Below are 20,689 nucleotides of genomic sequence, written 5' to 3'. Positions count from 1 at the left end.
TTATTTGGATCTCCCCGCATCTGTCCTATTGTTTTCAATCAACTGCGATTCAATAATAATTTTGTAATAAGCGGTTTGTTCGTCTACTCCCTGGTGCTTATGCCAAAGCAAGTCAAGTAATATATCTGCTGCCTTTTGCCCCTGCAAATACGGAAATTGCTCAACCGAGGCCGAGGGAATACTTTCCATGTAATTGATAAGTGGTAAATTGGCATAGCTAACAAATTCAAGATCTTTATTTACAGCAATCTTCAGATCTGTTGCATGCTTAATGGCAAAAAGTGCAACATAATCATTAAAGGTAACTACGGCGGTGGGCTTACGCTTGCTTGCCAGCAACTCATTCATAGCCGCTTTTGTCCCTTCTTCGGTTAAATCACACGGGACGATGAGCGATGGGTCAAACTTCAACCGGTTTTTCGTCATGGCCTTTATGTAACCTTCTTTACGTTCGCCGCTGGCAAACAAGGTTGCCGGGCCGTTTATCATTCCAATGGAACGATGTCCTTTTTTCAGCAGGTAACTTACCGCTTCGATAGTACCGATTTCCATGTTGCATGCCACGTAATGAATGTTTTGCATAGCAGGTATGCGATCGAAGAATACAACGGGGATATTATATTTCTTTAGATTTTCGAAGTGTTGATAAGATGAGGTGTTTTTACCTACGGAGACCAGCAGGCCGTCAACACGGTGATTTTTCATCTTCTCTACCAATTGCTTTTCTATGTGTTCATCGTCGTGCGATTGTGCCAGTAACACCGTATAGTTTCTTTTATAAGCGGTATCTTCAATAGCGCTGATGGCTGATGAAAAGAACGACTCGGAAAGCTCCGGCAATATCACGCCGATAGTAAGCGTGCGGCCTTGCTGTAAAAATATGGCAGTTTGGTTGGGCTCATAATTGAGTTCATCAGCCAGCTTTCTTACCTTTTGGCGCGTGGTGAGCCCAATGCTCGGATGATCGTGCAGGGCCCTCGATACCGTCGACACAGATATTTTCAATAACTGTGAAATCTCCTTTATAGTGGCCGGTTTATTACGCATTTACAGATGTCTTATATTTCTTATTTAGCTATCGCAACAGGCTATTAACACCTGCTGGCTGCTTTAGTTTATTTGATTTATATAATGATCGACAAAAATAGGTGGTAAAAACGAGTTTATGCAAACGTTTGCGTAATAAAACAGGCGATACTTAAGGATACAAAGTCATATTTTCATAAAAATTAAGGGATGAAGTAAAGGGTATTTGTAGATCGCCCCCGTCTTTTTTACCAACAGTAAGGGGAAGAAAATTATTATATAGAACATTACACAGGCTCGAACAATAAAGAATGAATCATTTATTAACTGAAACTAATTATTGGGGAACTATAGATAACCAGGAGATCTGCCTGTATCACCTCCGCAATGCGAATAACCTCCAAATTTCCATCGCTAATTTCGGCGCAACAATAACAGAAATAAACGTACCGGATAAGAGCGGCAACTTTGCTGACATCGCCCTGGGGTACGATGATCTTCAAGGATACATTAATGACCCTTATTATATGGGTGGGATTGTTGGTCGGTTTGCCAACCGCATAGCCGGCGGCTGGGTAGCCCTGGACGGAAAGGCATACCGCCTAACCGTGAAACCCGGCGGATATCATCACCATGGGGGAGACATTGGTTTTAATAAAAAGGTTTGGAACGCTAAGGCGATAGCAAATGAGGGCTTTCCCGCTGTAAAAATGCAGTATTTAAGCGTGGACGGCGAAGAAGGCTTCCCCGGAAATTTACTGGCAACTGTGATCTACACCCTGAACGATCAAAACCAACTGATAGTTGATTTTTCAGCTACAACCGATAAAACAACCCTAATTAATTTAACCCAGCATAGTTATTTTAACCTTGCGGGACAAGGCAGCGGGGATATTTTGGAGCATAAACTAATGATGCCCTTAACAGCGTACCTACCTGTAAATGAAAGCCAGGTACCTAACGGCGAGATAGCGCCTGTGGCGAATACGCCTTTTGATTTTACAGAAGCGAAAACCATCGGCGAACGGATAGATGCTGATAACGAACAATTGATATTAAGCGCCGGGTACGACCACAGCTGGGTAATAAAAGCTGAAGATTCGGATGAACTAAAACTTGCTGCCTTAGCGTCTGATGAGAAAAGTGGGCGAACCCTTAAAGTTTATACAACCGAACCAGCTGTGCATGTGTATACAGGAAATTTTTTAGGCGATGCGGCGGGCAAGGGCGGATATACTTACCCGAAACGAAGCGGTTTTTGCCTGGAAACTCAACATTACCCGGATGCGCCAAACCGCCCTAACTTTCCAGGCACAGTTTTAAAAGCCGGCGATACATTTAAGAGTACATCAATTTTTGAATTTGGAGTTGAAAATAATTAACGAAAATAAGCAAGGTGAATATGCAAACGTTTGCGTAGTATTAACCGGCTTAGTATGCAATATATAGGGAGTTTCGTTAAATTCATCGCTATAAAAATTAAATTTTAAAAAGCATGACTGAAGTAATTACCAACAGAAAAGAAAAGAGTTCGGGCATCAGCCCTATTTACATTATCGGTGCACTATTTTTTGTGTTCGGCTTTGTTACCTGGCTAAACTCGGTCCTGATTCTCTATTTAAGAATCGCCTGCCAGCTTAATAACTTTGAATCGTACCTGGTGGTGTTTGCCTTTTACATTGCCTACCTGGTTATGGGAGTGCCGTCGTCATGGGTATTAGCCAAAACAGGTTTTAAAAACGGCATGGCCGTGGGCTTATTAATCATGGCAATTGGCGCATTGATCTTTATCCCGGCTGCTTTAACCAGGATGTACCCACTTTTTTTAACCGGCCTATTTGTGCTGGGAACAGGGATGACCATATTGCAGACGGCATCAAACCCCTATATAACCATTTTAGGACCAATTGAAAGTGCCGCCAAGCGCATCAGCATTATGGGGATCTTTAATAAGGTAGCAGGTTCTATTGCGCCAATTATACTGGGGGCAATGATACTAACAGATGCAGACGGAATAAAAGCTCGCCTACTCACCATGACATCGGCACAAAAAGAAATTGAGCTTAATATGCTGAGCCACCGGGTTATTTTACCTTATGTGGTTATCTTAATTGTGCTGGTACTCCTGGCGGTATTTGTTTACTATTCAACCCTGCCCGAAGTTGAGGCCCAAAAGGATGATGACACTGCTGCACCGGCAGAGAGTGCGCAAACCAGCATATTTCAATTTCCGCATTTGCTGGTCGGTGTGCTGGCCTTGTTCTTGTATGTTGGTGTGGAAGTTATGGCCGGCGATTCTGTTATCAGTTACGCATCCAGCCAGGGGATCCCGTCTGCAATAGCTAAATATTTCACCACTTGTACGTTGATCTGCATGATAGCCGGTTACATTGTGGGCATTATTTGTATTCCTAAATACTTTACACAACAGAAGGCGTTGAAAGTATCGGCGTTTATCGGTGTGTTATGTTCTTTAGGGGCAATTTTTACTTCAGGCTATACATCGGTATTATTTGTATCGCTGCTCGGCATCGCTAATGCACTAATGTGGCCTGCCTTATGGCCGCTTGCCATAAACGGACTGGGTAAGTTCACCAAGATCGGATCATCATTGCTGATCATGGGGATCGCAGGCGGCGCGGTTATCCCTTTGCTATATGGGTTTATCGTCGACAAGCTGACTACCGGCGGCCAGCTAAAGAACATTGCAGCTACCGAGGGCTACTGGATCCTGGTGCCCTGCTATGTGGTAATAGCTTACTTTGCAATTGCCGGGCATAAATTGAAACCAAAAACTATTTAAAACTAATATACTAATTATGGAAAGAAGAGAATTTATAAGAGCAGGCGCAATAGCCGCAGCCGGTTTTGCAATTTTACCGTCAGGCAGCCTTTTTGCCAAATCGAACGGGAAGGTAAGATTGGGATATATAGGCGTTGGCGCCCGTGGTATGAGCCATATCTCGGAAGGTTGCCTGCGCGATGATGTAGAGATTGTAGCCATTTGCGATACGCAGGAGACGTCGTTAAAAAGATGCCGCGAATACATCGCTAAAAAAGGCAGGCCGGCAGCGAAGGAATTTACCGGCGGATTAGATGCTTATAAAGGATTGCTTGACATAAAGGATATTGACGCGGTGATCATCGCCACGCCATGGCAATTTCACCACCCACAGTCTATTGATGCCATGAAGGCTGGTAAATATGTAGGCTGCGAGGTTATTGCAGGCCTATCAGTTGAAGACCATTGGGACATTGTGCACACTTCCGAAAAAACAGGAATCCCCTATATGACTTTGGAAAACGTGTGTTACCGCCGCGATGTGATGGCAGCGTTAAACATGTCGAGACAAGGATTATTTGGGGAATTAGTACACGTGGAAGGTGGCTACCAGCATAACCTGCGGGAAGTTCTATTTAACGGTGCCGACCATGTTACCTTCGGACCGGATGCTACCAGCGAAGCGCAATGGCGTACGCAATTCAACATCGACATTGATGGCGATATCTATCCTACCCATGGTGCAGGCCCTTGTATGCATTACATTGATATTAATGCAGGGAACCGCTTTACCAGCCTGTCGTCATTCAGCTCAAAGGCGAGGGGACTTGCGGCTTTTGTAGAGGAAAAATCGCCCGGCAATAAAAACGCGAAGATCAATTATAAAAACGGCGATGTGATCCAAACGATGATCAACTGCGCCAATGGAGAAACTGTGTTGTTAAGTCATGACACGCACTTGCCCCGCCCCTATTCATTAGGCTTCAGGGTACAGGGAACGAAAGGGCTTTGGATGGATGTGGCGCAAAGCGTTTATATCGACCACAAATCAAAGGAAGATGATAGCTGGGACCCGGCACAACAGTGGTTCGAAAAATATGACCACCCGCTTTGGAAAAAATTTGAAAAATATGCCGAGGGCGCTGGTCACGGCGGTATGGACTGGTTTGTTTTTAACGCGTTTGTTGAATCGGTTAAACAAAAACGGCAAACACCTATTGACGTTTACGATTCTGTGACGATGAGTGTGATCACACCTTTATCAACAAAATCATTAAAAGAAGGCAATGCCCCGCAGGAATTCCCTGATTTCACCAAAGGAAAGTGGAAGCAAAGGAAAAATACCTTTGCACTGGACGATAGTGGGTTTTAAGAAATAAAACAAACCATACAATTTGTCATCCTATGCAAACATAGGATGACAAATTGTTTAAATAATTAGCGTCTTCCATGAAAAAACTCATCCTGCTCCTTACGCTTGTCCTGGCATCAATAGCCACATTCGCCCAACCCACCAACCACGACCTCCATTTCACTAAACTGGCAACACGATGGGATGAAGCAATCCCATTGGGTAACGGGATGATAGGTGCATTGGTCTGGCAAAGATCGGATCATTTGCGCTTTTCATTGGACAGGGCAGATCTCTGGGATCAGCGGCCGATGAAGGGATTGCACGGACCGGAATTCAGCTATCAGTATGTGATCGATCATGTGAATAGCAAAGACTATGCGCCGGTACAAAAGCACCTTGACGAACCATATGACAATGAGCCTGCCCCATCCAAGATCCCCGGCGGCGCGTTGGAGTTTGATACGAAAAGCTGGGGTGAAGTGCAATCGGTCAACCTGCATTTACCAGATGCGTTATGCGAGGTAAAATGGACAAATGGCGTTACCCTGAAAACATTTGTGCATGCAACAAAGCCGGTTGGCTGGTTCAGGTTCGAAAATATAAAAACTGGCTTTGCCCCGCAATTGATATCACCAAAATACCAGGGCGTAGTTAAAATAAAAGGCGACCCGGTTGGTGGCGATGATCTTTCAAGACTGGGATATTCACAAGGGACAATAAAGCAGTCGGGCAACAGCATAACCTATACCCAACAAGGCTGGGGCGGCTTTAGTTACCAGATAAATGTAAGCTGGCACAAAGTAAACGCCACTACTATCGAGGGCGTTTGGAGCATTTCATCGCAAAATGCCGGTAAGAAAACAAACACTACCGCCAGCGTAGTTTCAAAGGAAGCTTTAACTCATGCTTACACGAAGGATTATATTTCCCATAAAGCCTGGTGGCAAAACTTCTGGAGTAAGTCTGCTATTCACATCCCCGATACCTTGATAGAAAAGCAGTGGTATTTGGAGCAATATAAATTCGGCTCTGCTTCGAGACCTGGAGCACCGCCGATCTCCCTGCAAGCAGTTTGGACGGCAGATAATGGCAGATTGCCGCCCTGGAAAGGCGATTTTCACCACGACCTGAATACACAACTCAGCTATTGGCCTGCCTATAGCGGAAACCATTTAGACCTGGCAATGCCATACCTTGATCATCTTGATGCTAACAAAGCCAATTATGAGCGCTATACAAAAATGTATTTCAACAAGCTCGGGCTTGCCGTTCCGGGTGTCACCACGTTGAACGGTACAGAAATGGGCGGCTGGATCCAATATTCCCTGTCGCCTACGGTGTCGTCATGGCTTGGGCAACATTTTTATTTGCAATGGAAATACAGCATGGATAAAACGTTCCTGCAAAACCGGGCTTATCCATGGATAAAAGGTACAGCTACGTTTTTGGAGAATTTAACGGTGATAGATGAGAAGGGCCACCGCAAGCTTCCCATCAGCTCGAGCCCGGAGATAAATGACAATGACCTTACCGCCTGGTTTCATCAAAACACCAATTACGATCTGTCGCTTATGAAATTTACGTTTAAGGCGGCGGCTGAAATGGCAACAGTGCTCGGCAAAAAAAGCGAGGCCACACATTGGCAAAAAATCCTAAGCCAGTTTGATGATTTTGCATTAACCCCAGCTAACCAGCTGATGTTTTCGCCGACGATGGCTTATAACCAATCTCATCGGCATTTTTCACACATGATGAGCATTTATCCATTGGGACTGATCAGGTGGGAAGATGGCGCAAAATCTCAGTCTATTATCAGAAATTCCATTCATTTATTGGATAGCATCGGTCCTGATTATTGGTGCGGCTACTCCTACTCATGGCTGGCCAGTATGAAAGCCCGTGCTAAAGATGGCGATGGCGCGGCAAAAGAGCTAAGTATTTTCGCAAAGGCATTTTGCTCGGTTAACAGCTTCCATTTAAACGGCGATCAAACAAAATCGGGCTATTCAAAATTCACTTACCGCCCCTTTACGCTGGAAGGCAATTTTGCCTTTGCATCCGGCTTACAGGAAATGCTGCTGCAAAGCTATGCCGGGTTTATAGAAGTGTTGCCTGCAGTGCCATCCGCCTGGAAGGATCTATCGTTTGAAAACCTACGCGCTGAAGGCGCTTTTTTGGTGAGCTTAAGGCGAGCCGGCGGACAAGTTGAAGAAGTTAGGATCGTCTCAGAAAAAGGCGGTAATACCAAATTAAAATCACCATTTAAAACCTGGATCGCAGTCACAAAACAAGGCGTTACAATCAGCAATACCAATGACGGCTTTGTTAATTTAAGCTTTAAACAAGGCGGCGTACTTGTTTTGAAGAATGGGTATGAATGATTTTTTATAGCGATGGGTTTAAAACCCATCGCTATGGAAGAAGCTAATAACTAATATTTGTAGACCACCATTCTCTCCTTCCGCGCCGCCGATCCCACGCGCATATGTATTAAATGTTGTACCTGTAATAGATGACTAATTTCGGAGCCTTTTCCGGAACTATTTTCAATAGCAGTCTGTATTTTTCATCCACCAACAAACGTTTGCGTAACATTAATGCCATAACAGTTTAAATTCCAGGTTAACATTCTTTAGTTAAATAGATAACTAACTTATTATAAAGTATTTAAAAGAAAAATAACTCACTTTTCAGTAACTACCAATCAAACGTTTGCGTTGAGTTAGCACCTCCATTTATTAGGCTTTTCCTGCTCCCCTCACTACCTTGAGATCGGATTAGCAGTTGCTGATCAGCACATTATCTCATTAATCAACCATTCTTTAAACTATGACCAAATTGTACAAAAGACAAGCGTTCCTTACCTGCTTGCTGTTGATGTTTGCATCACTGGCTTTCGCCCAAACCCGGGTTACAGGTATTGTTAAGGACGCCGACGGCCAGCCGATGCCGGCCGTTACAGTTACTATCAAAGGCACCACAAATGCCGTAAGCACCTCAATTGATGGTAAATTCAGTATTAACGCACCTGCCGATGGTGTTTTAACATTTTCATTTATCGGCTACACCTCAAAGGACGTTAAGCTTGACGGGAAAACAGATCTGTCAGTCGTGCTCTTACCAGCATCAAAAGCCTTAAACGAAGTTGTGGTTGTGGGTTATACCTCAAAGCAGGTATCGCAATTATCAAGTTCTGTATCAGTTATCAGTGGCGACAAGCTGCGGGATGTAACATCTAACGATGTGGTGAGCTTATTGCAGGGCAAGGCTCCCGGCGTGGTAGTTTCTTCCGCATCCGGCGACCCTACATCAACCTCAAGCATCCTCATCCGCGGGGCAAGCAGTATCAATGCCAGCACCAGCCCGCTATTTGTTGTGGATGGTAACATTGGTGGAACCTACAATGCTTCTGATGTTGAGTCGGTAACCGTTTTAAAGGATGCAGCGGCTACGGGCCTTTATGGTTCACGTGCGGCAAACGGCGTTATTATTATTACCACCAAGACAGGTAAGGCCGGCCAAACAAAAATTGACATGAGCTCTGTTGTTGGATTTAACACCAAAACAACCGGTAATTTCCATTTGATGAATTCGCAGCAGTTGTATGATTATCAAAAAACTTTCGAAACTGTTACTCCCTCTGACCTGGACCACAACACAAACTGGTTTGACGTTGCATTCAGAACCGGGGTTACGCAAAACCATACCCTGTCTGTTTCCGGAGGCTCTGATAAAACACAATATTATATTTCAGGCAACTACTATAATGAGCAGGGAACTTTAATTGATAACGGTAACCGGAATTATAACTTCCGTACCAACATCACTACCAAATTAAATGACAAGTTAAAGCTAAGCGTGTTATTGAACACCATTTACACCCAGCAAACTTATCCAACCGATAATCTACTCTACGACGCTTATTTAAACCTGCCTTACGACCCGGCATTTAATGCAGATGGCACGCCGACTGATGGCCGTACCTACCCGGGATGGCAGGGCCGCGATAAAGAAAACCCTTTACAGGGCCTGCAGTATAATTTTTCAAACAGCCGCAGTATCAGTAACAACGGCGACTTAAATCTTGATTATAATATCACAAAGCATTTAAGTTTTGCCACCTATAACAGGATAACGCTGTACAATGATAAGTACATCAGCTATTACGATGCCCGTACCAAATCTGGCGGTGCAAATTCCGGCGAATTATACAACCAGGACGATTACAGCAGCACGCTGTTAACGTCAAACAGGTTAAAGTACGACAATAGCTTCGGCCAGCATAATTTAAGCTTATTGGCTGTAGGCGAAGGCCAGACGTATCATTTTGATGATGCATTGCTAAATGGCAAGGGGTTGCCTCCGGGCCGGCCAGTTATGTCGACCGCAAGCGATATTGTAAGCGACCCGAGCGGAGGTACCGACAATTATAACTTCAGAAAATACCTGGGCCAGGCCGATTACAACTATGCCGGCAAATACTTTGTGGTAGGCTCATATGTGCATGAATACTCATCACGTTTCGGAAGCAATAACCCAAGCGGTAACTTTTTCCAGGCAGGCGCATCATGGATCTTAACCAAAGAATCCTTTATGGATAATATTAAGCCTGTAAGCTTTTTAAAATTGCGCGCCAGCTATGGTACAACAGGTAACGCCGAAATTGGCAATTACCAGGCACTAGGATTATATTCCATTGATCAGTCGGCCAATTATGGCGGTATTCCGGGAGCCTATCCAACACAAAAGGCCAATCCGAATTTAACCTGGGAAAAAATAAAAACAGCCAACATCGGGCTTGATTTTGGTTTATTTCATCGAATTGATGTGAGCCTGGATATCTATCAAAAAACATCAAGTGCTCTATTGTTCCAGGTGCCGCTTCCTGCAACATCAGGCTACGATTATGAATTTGAGAACGTAGGTTCCGTACGTAACAGGGGGCTTGAGATCAACGTAACTTCAAAAAACCTGGTAGGCGAATTTAAATGGGAAACCAATTTCAACATAGCCTTTAACCGTAATAAAGTAATTTCGCTGGAAGCCGGCGAACCGTCTGTTAACCCGGCAGGCCCGCTTCCGATAGCAGTTGGACATGATATGAACGACTGGTATATGCCTATTTGGGCCGGCGTTAATCCTGCCAATGGCGATCCGCAATGGAAACAACAGGTTACCGATGCCAATGGCAAGGTTACCGAACAGCTAACAAATTCTTACGCCAACGCAACAAAGGAATTTACAGAAACTTCCGCTTCACCAAAGTTTACCGGCGGGATAACCAACACTTTTTCTTATAAGGGATTTTCGTTAAGCACTTTCTTCAATTTTGTGTACGGAAACAAAGTGTATAACGATAGTCGCGCATATTTTGACAACGATGGTTTATATGACAGCTACAACGCAATGGTTGCACCAAGCGGATGGACCCGCTGGACAAAACCCGGCGATATCGCTACCGAACCAAAAGCTGTACAAGGCGGTAACAATAATTCAAACCAGCAGTCAACACGCTATCTTGAAAACGGAAGCTACCTGCGCCTGCGCAACGCAACTTTAGGCTACCAGCTACCCGCAGCCTTTACCAGCAGCCTGAAAATAAGAAGCGCCAGGATCTTTATAAGTGGCGATAACCTGGTAACGTTCACAAAATTCTCGGGGGTTGATCCTGAGGTAGATCTTAGCTCAGGTACATCAAGCTTTAAATACCCCATCAGCAGGAAGCTATTGTTTGGTATAAACGTTGGATTTTAATTAAACAGACATGAAAAATATAAGATATATAAAATTATTAGCTACCATGTGTATTGCAGCAACGCTGTTTAGCGCATGTAAAAAAGTTGAGCCTTCAACAGCAATTGACGAACATTCGGCATTAACTAACCCTGCAGATATTTATACGGCCACAATAGGAAATTATTCTGAATTAAGAGATCCTAACTATACCAGGAGCGGGCATTTCCTGATGGAGTACACCACCGATGATGTTGCACAGGGACAGCCATCGTCTGATGATCTTTCCAGGTGCTACAGGTATGTTACACAAATCCCGACAGGCGCTCACGCCACTAATTTCTGGACGAAAGGATATCACCTAATTTTTGCGGCTAACCAGATTATAGGAGCAATACCTGATAACGCAAGCGCAGATCTGCGCCTGTTAAAAGGAGAAAACCTTTATATAAGAGCAATGGTTGATTTTAACCTGGTACGGATCTTTGGCCGCCCTTATACCCAGGGCGACGGCAATAATCCGGGTGTACCCTTATTAACAGAAACCAGTAAGGATGCTTCACCGGCAAGAAGCTCAGTAAAGGATGTATATGGCTCAGTTATCGCCGATCTGTTAAAGGCTGCAGACCTGATGACCTTACCGGCAGATGGAACCCCAAAGAGCGATATTTTTGCTTCTAAAGAAGTTGCCCTGGCTTTATTATCGCGCGTTTACCTGTACATGAATGATAATGCAAATGCTATTAAATACGCCGACCTGGTGATCAATTCAGGCCGTTATACTTTATTACAGGGGAGCGCCTACCAAAATTACTTCAGCGGTGTACCGGAAGATAATACGGAAACTATATTTTGTATCAGGCATACAAAAACCCAGGACCAGGGTTTTGGCGCTATCGGCTCCATGTACTACAGCGGCCTTGGCCCTGACGGAACCAGCTCATTGACAACCCCGGGCGGACAAGGAAATACCGGTTGGGGCGAGGTTTATGCTTCACAAACCTATGTTGCTGATCTGGATAAAAACCCCGGAGATCTTCGTCACAGCTTTATAGCGCCTTATACCATTAATGGTGTACTGCAAATGAATAAAAAACTTACGCCAAATACCCCAATGAACTATATTACAAAATATAGTTTCCAGGAGGGTATTGTAACACTAAGCTCACCGGTTTACCTGCGTCTTGCCGAAATGTATTTAAACAAAGCCGAAGCCAACGCAAAGCTTGGAAACAGCCAGCTGGCGCTGGATGATGTTAATACTATCCGTACCCGTGCCGGAATCCCGGCCTTGACAATTGCAAGCGTAGGTACAGGAAATGTGCTTGGCGCAGTGCTTGAAGAGCGCAGGCTGGAACTTGCTTTTGAGGGCCAGCGTGCATATGACCTCTTCCGCAATAATTTGCCCCTGGTGAGGAATTATCCCGGCACACATTCATTGAACAATACACCAACAACAAACATTATGCAAACTGTTTTACCTACAGACCCAAGGGTGGTATTTTACATACCGCAAACAGAAATAGCTATTAATCCAAAACTCACGCAAAACCCATAAAAACAACTACCATCAAAACCGTCTCATATTAATTTGTGAGGCGGTTTTTTTTATTTTCTGCGATTTTAACTTCAAACCAGATTTAATCCTGCTTAAAATCAGCTGCTAACTTGATATCTTTATGCCGATATCCAAATACGAAACAATGAAAAAAACGTTCCTTTTATTTTTGTTTATAACTTTAATTACGCTGCAAGGCATCGCGCAGCAAAAACACACCTTTGCGGTTAGTAACGGCTCCTTTTTGTACGATGGCAAACCGGTACAAATCCACTCCGGCGAAATGCACTTTGCGCGTATTCCAAAGGAATACTGGCGGCAGCGGCTTCAAATGCTGCGGGCCATGGGGATGAATGCCGTTGCCACTTATGTGTTCTGGAACCACCACGAAACCAGCCCGGGCGTTTGGGATTTTAAAACCGGCAACCGTGACATCCGCGAGTTTATAAAAACTGCGCAACAAGAGGGATTAATGGTGATCTTAAGGCCCGGCCCTTATGCCTGTGCCGAATGGGAATTTGGTGGTTATCCATGGTGGCTGCAAAAGGATAAGGAAATGGTAATCCGCAGTAAAAATCAAAAATTCCTTGATTCTTGTAAGGCATACATCGATCAACTGGTTGGCCAGGTTAAGGACCTGCAAATTACGCATGGCGGCCCAATCATTATGGTGCAGGCCGAAAATGAGTTCGGTTCGTATGTTGCGCAGCGTAAGGATGTGCCGCTTGCCGACCATAAAGCTTACAGCGCTGCCATAAAGGAACTACTATTAAAAGCCGGTGTTGATGTCCCATTGTATACTTCCGATGGCGACTGGCTTTTTGAGGGGGGAACAATCCCCGGTGCATTACCAACAGCAAACGGCGAAACAGATACAAAGAACCTAAAAAAGCTTGTTGCTAAATTCAACGGCGGCAAGGGTCCGTATATGGCAGCTGAATACTATCCAGGCTGGCTTGATCATTGGGGCGAAAAGTTTGAAAAGATACCGGAAGCCGGTGTGGTAAAAGAACTGGAAGCTTTCTTAAAGGATACCATTTCGTTCAATATTTATATGGTGCATGGCGGTACGAACTTTGGTTTCACCAGCGGCGCTAACTATGATAAAGAACACCCTATTCAGCCGGATATTACCAGCTATGATTATGATGCGCCGATCAGCGAAGCCGGTTGGGCAACTTCAAAATATACGGCGATCAGGAATCTGATGAAAAAGTATGTTACTTACTCAATTCCGGAAGTACCGGCACAGATCCCGGTGATCCAATTACCTCCCATCAAGCTAACAAAAACAGCAGACCTACTTGAACTGGCAAAAAACCAACAACCTGTTGAAAGTGATACGCCGCAGACTTTTGAAACCCTTAACCAGGGCCATGGCTACGTTTTGTACAGTCGCAAATTCACGCAGCCCATCAGCGGTACGCTGCATTTGGAAGGTTTAAGAGATTATGCAACCATCTACATAAACGGCCAAAAGGTTGCTGAATTAAACAGGCAAGCCAACAACTTTAGCTGCGCAATCGACATCCCTTTTAATGCCAGGTTAGATATCCTAGTGGAGAACCTGGGCCGCATCAACTATGGCGGAGAAATCATCCATAACCTGAAGGGCATTATCAGCCCGGTTAAAATTGACGATCACGAAATAACCGGCAACTGGCAAATGTACAAGCTGCCTATGGACAAGGTTCCGGCTGTTGCAGGCAACAATAACACTATTGGCAAGCCAACACTTTACCAGGGAACATTTAACGTAAGCAAGGTTGGCGATACGTTTTTGGATATGAAAAATTGGGGCAAGGGCATTGTGTTTGTTAACGGCGTAAACCTTGGTCGCTACTGGAAGATCGGTCCGCAGCAAACGCTTTATTTACCGGGTTGCTGGTTAAAGAAAGGTGTAAATAGCATTGTTGTTTTGGAACAGTTAAACGATGTGAAGCAAACGGTAGTAACTTCGGTGACTGTGCCGATTTTGGATGCTGCGGTGGGAAAATAAAAGCCAGCTTGACCTGAAATCAAGTTAATACCTATATGATAATAATGCGGGGAGAGTTTGTCTTTTTTACAGGCAAGCTCTCTCCGCATTTCCAGCAGTTTCATTAAATTAATTCACTGTCTTCTTTACCACAGATAAGTTAAATAATGGAATATCTACCGCCAGGAAAAGATTGAAGTGAGATTGAAGATGGATACTGTTACTGGTGGAAGTAACTGGTGAGGTCCATTGCCAGCCGCCGCCAACCGACAGGGGCAAATAACCTCCAAAACCATATACCAACTGCACACCAGGCGATACAAGCCCCGCAAAATTTATGTCCTGTTGATACTGCCCTTGGTTATCAAGTTTATACCTGATAACGCTCCCGATGTCAATTGCACTGATAAACAGGCTGGCACTGCCCGCTTTCTGAGCTCCTAAACTAAATGCAAAACCTATAGGTGCAGTTAGCCCGTATTGATTGGTAAACCCTTTACCAGTGTTAGAGGAGCGGTAAAAGCCACCAACATAGGCGTTAAGCGCTATATTGAAGAAAGCATCCTTTTTAACCCTTGAACTACCTGCCGGCAACGCGTAACCTTCAAGAATAGATTCTACTTCCTGGCTATTGTTTGCCTGGCTTAGTGATGCCAGCAGATCGATATAGCTCAATACTTTTGTTAAGCTGGTGAGTGCGTCCTTGCTGTTTTGGGTTTCCCAGGCAAGGTCCTGCAATTGCAAATTCAGCGCCACCTTATTTTGCTGGAGGTTCTGTATCTGCAATATAACCGCCGCTTTAACCTGGGCATCATTAATGTCCGCAATTTTTGGCAGTGTTTTTAGCGTAGCATTTATTGCGTCAATCTGCTTTGACAAAGCGGCTGCCCGGGTTGCCAGGTCGGCTGACAACTGGTCGCTAAGTTGCGAATTAGTCGTTTTATCATTCTTTAGCGAAGATAGATAGCCGCTTACGTTATTCAGCATTCGGGACAGATCAGTAATGGCCAGGTTGTAGTTTTTTGCGGAGATATTTTTTATCATAGAAATACCCGAAGTGGAAAATTGAGGCCAGTAGGTGCATATTGCTGCCAGTTGCTGTTTCCAAGGCATATCAGCAGCGTCCCCCTGTACAAACGGCTGTAACAATTGCATGTTGCCCACAATTAACTGGTTATAAAGCACAAACCTATCCGCTGAAACCACGTTCTGCCCGGAATTTTTCAGGGCGTCGTCCCTCTGCTTCAGAGTTGCCAGTTGTTGTCCAAGAGTGTTTAGCTTATCGGATGCTGTAACGAATTGATTAATAACAGTACTGGTCTGCGAAACATACCGGCCTATCAGATCTGATAGCTGATGGGCGCCATCTTTGTCATAAAACTGGTAAGTTGAGATTTGTTGCCAAAGCAATCCAAGGTAAAATTTGCCAAGTTGAGCAACATAAACAGGCTTTTGATGCGTGGCGAGCCCAATGTCCTGGGCTGTAAAATAGGGATAGTCGCCGTCATCACTATCCGAAAGCAGTTTTTTCCGGATAGAATTTGAGGTGATATCAGCCAGGTGGATCATTGTAGAATAATTGTTTTGTTCCTTAAGGAAGCCTGCCGTGTCCAAATCATTCAAACTTTTAGATAAGCTACTTTTGCCATGCAGTTCACTAAATAATTGCGCAGATGCAAATACCAATGTTAGCTCCGGAACCTGTTTGTTCAACATTTTATAACGCGGCAGTTGATACAACAGTGGGAGCTGTGCCGGTAATCCGTCCAGGTCGTCTTGTATGGCTGCCTTAAGGGCCACAAGCGTTTTGGCATAATCATATGGCTCAATGGGTTTCAATAATGCCCGGGTTTTAGGGAACAGGATATTAAACTCCGGGTAACGGTTGATAAAGTCCTGCAATTTGGCAAAAACCGAGGCAGACAACTCCTCACCGGCACGCTTTACCAGGAAATCGGCCACACCGTTTACCAGGTTGCCACCAATATTGCCTGCTACACCACCAGATTGTTCAGAGATCGTAATGCCGCTAAGGCCCGCAAGTGTTGCATCCTGGCTAATTTTGAAACCCGCTTTACTGTCATCAAATATGTCGCTGAGAAAAGGATTTTTGGCATAAACCTTTTTAAGATCATTGTAGGATGTGCCTGCAGGTAAATTTGCGTTCCTTATCAGAATAGCTATAATTATTTTTTGTGAGACATTTTCATTTTTTATAAAGCTATCTGGTGTCACTTGTTTATTTAGCAAGGGTTGGCTCTCTCCCAGGGGATCAATAATGTCAAAACCATGGGGGTGCGCGTTAAATATTGCATTGATGCCATTTTTGGCGTTCATCAGCGCGATGGCATCGTACATTGCTGACTGCGTGCTTTGCGCACAGCAAACGCCTGTTGAGAGCAGCAGGCAAAGCAGTAAAAAATAAGGCCGATTGTTTTTCATTTTTGTCTTGAATTAGGTTGTTCTGTTTCTTCCCAAATGCCCAAGTAGTTTTTTCAACTCCCTTTGTGGGATGCTGAGCAAGGTGCCTTTAAAATAGTTGTAGATATTTATCCGCCGGTTGTTATAAGCCAAAAGATACGGATGAGCAGCATAATGAAAATCGAGGCAAGCGATCTGAAATGTCGTCTTATCGTTATTGACGGATTGCTCAAGCGCGTTAAGGGCAGCAGTAAACTCCAGCAGGTGATACCCAGCAAGGCTGTGCGTAAACCTTATTTCATCATTCAAATAATAAAAATCCAACGCAGCCTCCACCCCACTGTCCCCAGCCACCATAATGCGGACGCCTTCAGGCTCCGTTGTTTTAATCCGTACATTCCGCAGGCTATTCAGTTGCTGTATATCCAACATTAATGAGATATGAAGATTGCCCGGGCTTGGGGATAACAATGGTATTAACCCTCCACTGAGTACGTCTGTGGTAGCTTTTTCCAGCTTTGAGATAAGTTCAGCAGGATAAGTTGTAGGTTGTATGGGCATTGCTTCTCTGTTTATCAATTAGTGGTGTAAGAGCGGTTCCAGGTTCCGCCGCCACCACGGTAATTGTCTCTCAATTCTTCATATAACATCGGGATGATCTGACCATTAGCCGGATCAGCCACCTGCAACATTACCTGCGAGTTACTTTGCCGGGCATCAACAATAATAACCACATGCCCGCCAATGCCCGGGATATCCATCTGGCAGCACACCGGCTTTTGAGCGGCCAGTTCATTAACAACTGTATCAACCGGCAATACATCATCGTAGGCCTGGTTAAGATGCCCCACCTCCGTTAAGGCGTCTGCGAGGTTACAGGTATCGTTACAAAAATCGGTTAAAGGCCCAAATGCGCATGATGGTTTATGATTCAATGTAGCCTCCAGTTCCGGTTGCGTTGGAACCGGGCTATCCTGATAAAACGCACAAATGGCAGCAGTACAGGCAGCCCAGCACCATTGGCTCATTTGCTGTTGCTGAATCGGAAAATCTGATAGATCTGCACCGGAAAGCCCATCGCCTAACTGATAGTTTGAATTGCTTAGGGTTTGAGAAAGCTCCATGAAAAGATAAGGTTATACCATTTCATTTTGAGAATGTTGATCTAAGTTAGGGTTATTTTTTTAAGGTTTAAAAAAATATTTATGTTTTATAAAATTCTATAATTGCATTCTATTTCAGATCCGGCTCAAAACAAAAAGGATGGCATCAACAGGCGTATTATCACATAGTAATATTGTGTAAGCCAAAAGTAAGTTCTATCCCTCCGCAAAAAACGGCCACTCCTGTTTCACCTTCGCTTTTACCAGGTAAACAATTCCGCCGGTACTAATGGCAATTAATGCCCCAAGGAATAAAGTTAAGCCTGTGGCAACAAGGATACATCCCCATAAAACAATAGCAATGTACACGGGCCATGGGAAGAACGGCATTTTGTAAGGAAAGTCTACTTTGGCACGGGCTTTTCTGAGCAGCAGCAGACCAATGGCCTGGGCAATAAACTGCACTAATATCCGCATGGCTAAAATAGCGCTGATCACCTCACTCAACTTAAACAGCAAGCTAAAAACAAAAGCAATTCCCCCGAGAAAAAGCAGGGAAACGTAGGGGAAGTTACCTTTTGGATGGAGCCGCGCGAAGATCTTAAAAAATGCGCCGTCGGCCGCAGCAGCGTAAGGAACACGACTATAACCCAACGTAGCTGAAAAAACCGAAGCAAATGCCACCACCAAAATTAAACCGGTAACTATTTTAGCGGCAACCGGCCCGGCCAGCTGCTGCATAAAAAGGCTGATCACAAACTTGCTTTCCTTTGCCTGTTGCCAAGGGATTACGCTTACCACGCTAACGTTCATACAGAGATATAAAACTGCAATCCCGATTATCGACATGAACATGCTGCGGGGGATGTTTTTTGAAGAATTTACAATATCGCCGCCTAAATGGCAAACGTTGTAATAGCCTAAATAGCTGTAAACACTTTTTACACATGAAAAGCCTAAAACTGATACAAAGGCATAGTTAAGTGTCAAACCATCGTTAATATGCTGCAGCGGCTGCAGGAAGTTACCGTGTGCTATGCCGCCGCCAATGATCCAGAATAAAGTAAAAAGAACCGCCACCCAAAGCACCACGCTGATCTTGCCTATCGCCTCAATTTTACGGTATAAAAGGGCTATAATGGTTATTACTACGCCTCCGCTCATAAGCTTGGACTCCAACCCGGTGAGCGGCACCAGGTAGGAAAAATAATACGAAAACCCGATAGCTGCCGATGCAATAACAAGGGGCGCCTGGATCATTGTTTGCCATACGAATAAAAAGCTGGTGAGCTTACCCCACTTATTTTCGCCATAGGTAACCTTAAGGAAGTTATATGAACCGCCGGCCATGGGGAACGCGGCACCCAGCTCGCTCCAAACCATGGCATCAACCAATGACAATACGCCGCCAGCCAGCCACGCATACAGGAAATAAGGCCCGTTCATTATGCCGATAACCATTGGCAATGTGATGAACGGCCCGATGCCCACCATATCGGTCATGTTAATTGAAGTTGCCTGTAAAAGGCCCAAACGTCTTTCGGGTAAAGTTTCCGCCATTCGTGCTATTGTTCCAATTCTCAATAATACGCAAGTAAACAGAAATTACCACGTCATTTCCAAATCATATTCATTATTGGAGATTTAGACAAAAAAATGAGCTCCCGCAAAACAGGAGCTCATTTCAAACGCTTCAACAGGCGTTATCTATCTTAAACTGGCGGTTGGTTTATCAACCAAATTTTTTATCGCGGCCAGCATTCCGTTAAACTCTTCTTTATCATACAAACGCGTGAGATAAACTATTTTACCTGTAGGGTCGATCACTACATTCCGGGTAACGCCGCTCTTCTTATTAGCAAACCTGCCGAATATATCCGCTTTGGGGTCAAGCGCCAACGGGTAGCTAAGCTTCATATCATGATGAAATTTCTTAACTGTCGGCATCGGCTCATCGCGGTCTACCCCTATTAATACCAACCCCCTGTTTTTATACGCCTTCCAAACATCGCTTTCCAAATGCGGCATTTCCTCGCGGCATACACTGCACCAGCTTGCCGTAAATTGTAATATCACAATTTTGCCACGCAGTTTTTTTAAGGATGTTGTAGTGCCGTTGGTTAACACCAGCTGGAAATCGTCCGGTGCCTGGTCGCCCACTTTTACTATGTAGCCGCGGTCGTCATCGGCTTTGGTGGTTTGCGCTTTTGATATGTTTATGAGTAAAAGTTGCAGTAAGGCTAATGCGGTATATTTAAATATTTTCATGATTTATCAAGTTGTTGTTTTTCAAATTTATTAAACTTAGACGTGGAAAAAAACAAATAACTGTAAACTTATTTCTTAGCTTCCTTAGTTGGGCTGTTAATAACAAACCTCTGATTTTTATAATATAAAATAGATCGGTTTGGCAGCATTAGCATTTTATAAATTACCATTTTAAGCCGCCCGACGGAGGATTCAAATAGAGAGAATAAATAAAACTAAAGACTATAAAAAATATAATTACAACGACAACCCACGCCCCGACCCTATTTTTTGCTTTCGACCAGCTACCAAATTCTTGAACATAGCTTTTCCATCGATCATCTTTTTCGAAAATAAACCACTTTATTACTAATAAAATAACAAAAGGTGCTAACCCGATGAAACTAAAAAAACTAATATGAGCATGGATATTAAAAAGATAGCCAGAATAGAGTACAACTGAAAATACCAGCCAGACTTCTATACC

13 protein-coding genes are annotated in these 20,689 nt (G+C 44.2%); 7 read left to right on the top strand and 6 right to left on the bottom strand.

The features are described 5' to 3' along the window. Entirely contained in the window at window positions 1-1,047 is a 1,047-nt protein-coding gene (locus tag KXD93_RS06450; protein WP_258136109.1) for a LacI family DNA-binding transcriptional regulator, read from the bottom strand. A gap of 290 nt (window positions 1,048-1,337) precedes the next feature. Here KXD93_RS06450 and KXD93_RS06445 point away from each other — a divergent pair, with 290 nt between their 5' ends. The 7 genes from KXD93_RS06445 to KXD93_RS06415 all read left to right on the top strand — a co-directional run bounded on the left by KXD93_RS06445 (window position 1,338) and on the right by KXD93_RS06415 (window position 14,452). Next, window positions 1,338-2,408 carry an aldose epimerase family protein gene (locus tag KXD93_RS06445; protein ID WP_258136108.1) on the top strand — a complete coding sequence of 357 codons (1,071 nt, stop codon included), beginning with the start codon at window positions 1,338-1,340 and terminating at the stop codon, window positions 2,406-2,408. A 113-nt stretch (window positions 2,409-2,521) separates the two neighbouring features. Then, on the top strand, window positions 2,522-3,829 hold the full coding sequence (locus KXD93_RS06440; protein WP_258136107.1) for a sugar MFS transporter: 1,308 nt from the start codon (window positions 2,522-2,524) through the stop codon (window positions 3,827-3,829). Window positions 3,830-3,845: 16 nt separating this feature from the next. Continuing rightward, window positions 3,846-5,180, top strand: a complete 1,335-nt coding sequence (locus KXD93_RS06435; RefSeq protein WP_258136106.1) for a Gfo/Idh/MocA family protein — start codon at window positions 3,846-3,848, stop codon at window positions 5,178-5,180. A gap of 77 nt (window positions 5,181-5,257) precedes the next feature. Continuing rightward, entirely contained in the window at window positions 5,258-7,543 is a 2,286-nt protein-coding gene (locus tag KXD93_RS06430) for a glycosyl hydrolase family 95 catalytic domain-containing protein (protein WP_258136105.1), read from the top strand. A gap of 448 nt (window positions 7,544-7,991) precedes the next feature. Next, entirely contained in the window at window positions 7,992-10,916 is a 2,925-nt protein-coding gene (locus tag KXD93_RS06425) for a SusC/RagA family TonB-linked outer membrane protein (RefSeq protein ID WP_258136104.1), read from the top strand. Between the two features lie 10 nt (window positions 10,917-10,926). Then, a complete protein-coding gene (locus tag KXD93_RS06420) occupies window positions 10,927-12,453 on the top strand; it encodes a RagB/SusD family nutrient uptake outer membrane protein (protein WP_258136103.1) in 1,527 nt (508 codons plus the stop codon). A gap of 145 nt (window positions 12,454-12,598) precedes the next feature. Next, on the top strand, window positions 12,599-14,452 hold the full coding sequence (locus KXD93_RS06415) for a glycoside hydrolase family 35 protein (RefSeq protein ID WP_258136102.1): 1,854 nt from the start codon (window positions 12,599-12,601) through the stop codon (window positions 14,450-14,452). 108 nt (window positions 14,453-14,560) lie between these two features. Here the strand turns inward: KXD93_RS06415 and KXD93_RS06410 are convergent, their stop codons facing one another. From KXD93_RS06410 to KXD93_RS06390, 5 genes are all read right to left on the bottom strand, one after another. Beyond that, the gene (locus KXD93_RS06410; RefSeq protein WP_258136101.1) at window positions 14,561-16,873 is read right to left on the bottom strand and encodes a hypothetical protein; all 2,313 of its coding nucleotides are present in this window, start codon (window positions 16,871-16,873) and stop codon (window positions 14,561-14,563) included. Window positions 16,874-16,885: 12 nt separating this feature from the next. Then, window positions 16,886-17,413: a hypothetical protein gene (locus KXD93_RS06405; RefSeq protein ID WP_258136100.1), complete on the bottom strand. Its 528-nt coding sequence runs from the start codon at window positions 17,411-17,413 to the stop codon at window positions 16,886-16,888. A 14-nt stretch (window positions 17,414-17,427) separates the two neighbouring features. Further along, the gene (locus KXD93_RS06400) at window positions 17,428-17,976 is read right to left on the bottom strand and encodes a papain-like cysteine protease family protein (RefSeq protein ID WP_258136099.1); all 549 of its coding nucleotides are present in this window, start codon (window positions 17,974-17,976) and stop codon (window positions 17,428-17,430) included. A 195-nt stretch (window positions 17,977-18,171) separates the two neighbouring features. Continuing rightward, window positions 18,172-19,515 carry an APC family permease gene (locus KXD93_RS06395; protein WP_258136098.1) on the bottom strand — a complete coding sequence of 448 codons (1,344 nt, stop codon included), beginning with the start codon at window positions 19,513-19,515 and terminating at the stop codon, window positions 18,172-18,174. A gap of 147 nt (window positions 19,516-19,662) precedes the next feature. Beyond that, window positions 19,663-20,223, bottom strand: coding sequence for a peroxiredoxin family protein (locus tag KXD93_RS06390; protein ID WP_258136097.1), 561 nt, complete (start codon window positions 20,221-20,223; stop codon window positions 19,663-19,665). Window positions 20,224-20,689 lie beyond the last annotated feature (466 nt).

The sequence above is a fragment of the Mucilaginibacter phenanthrenivorans genome (assembly GCF_024721155.1).
Taxonomy (GTDB): domain Bacteria; phylum Bacteroidota; class Bacteroidia; order Sphingobacteriales; family Sphingobacteriaceae; genus Mucilaginibacter; species Mucilaginibacter phenanthrenivorans.
Note: the sequence above shows the minus strand (reverse complement) of the source record. Positions and strands in the feature narration are given on the sequence as shown.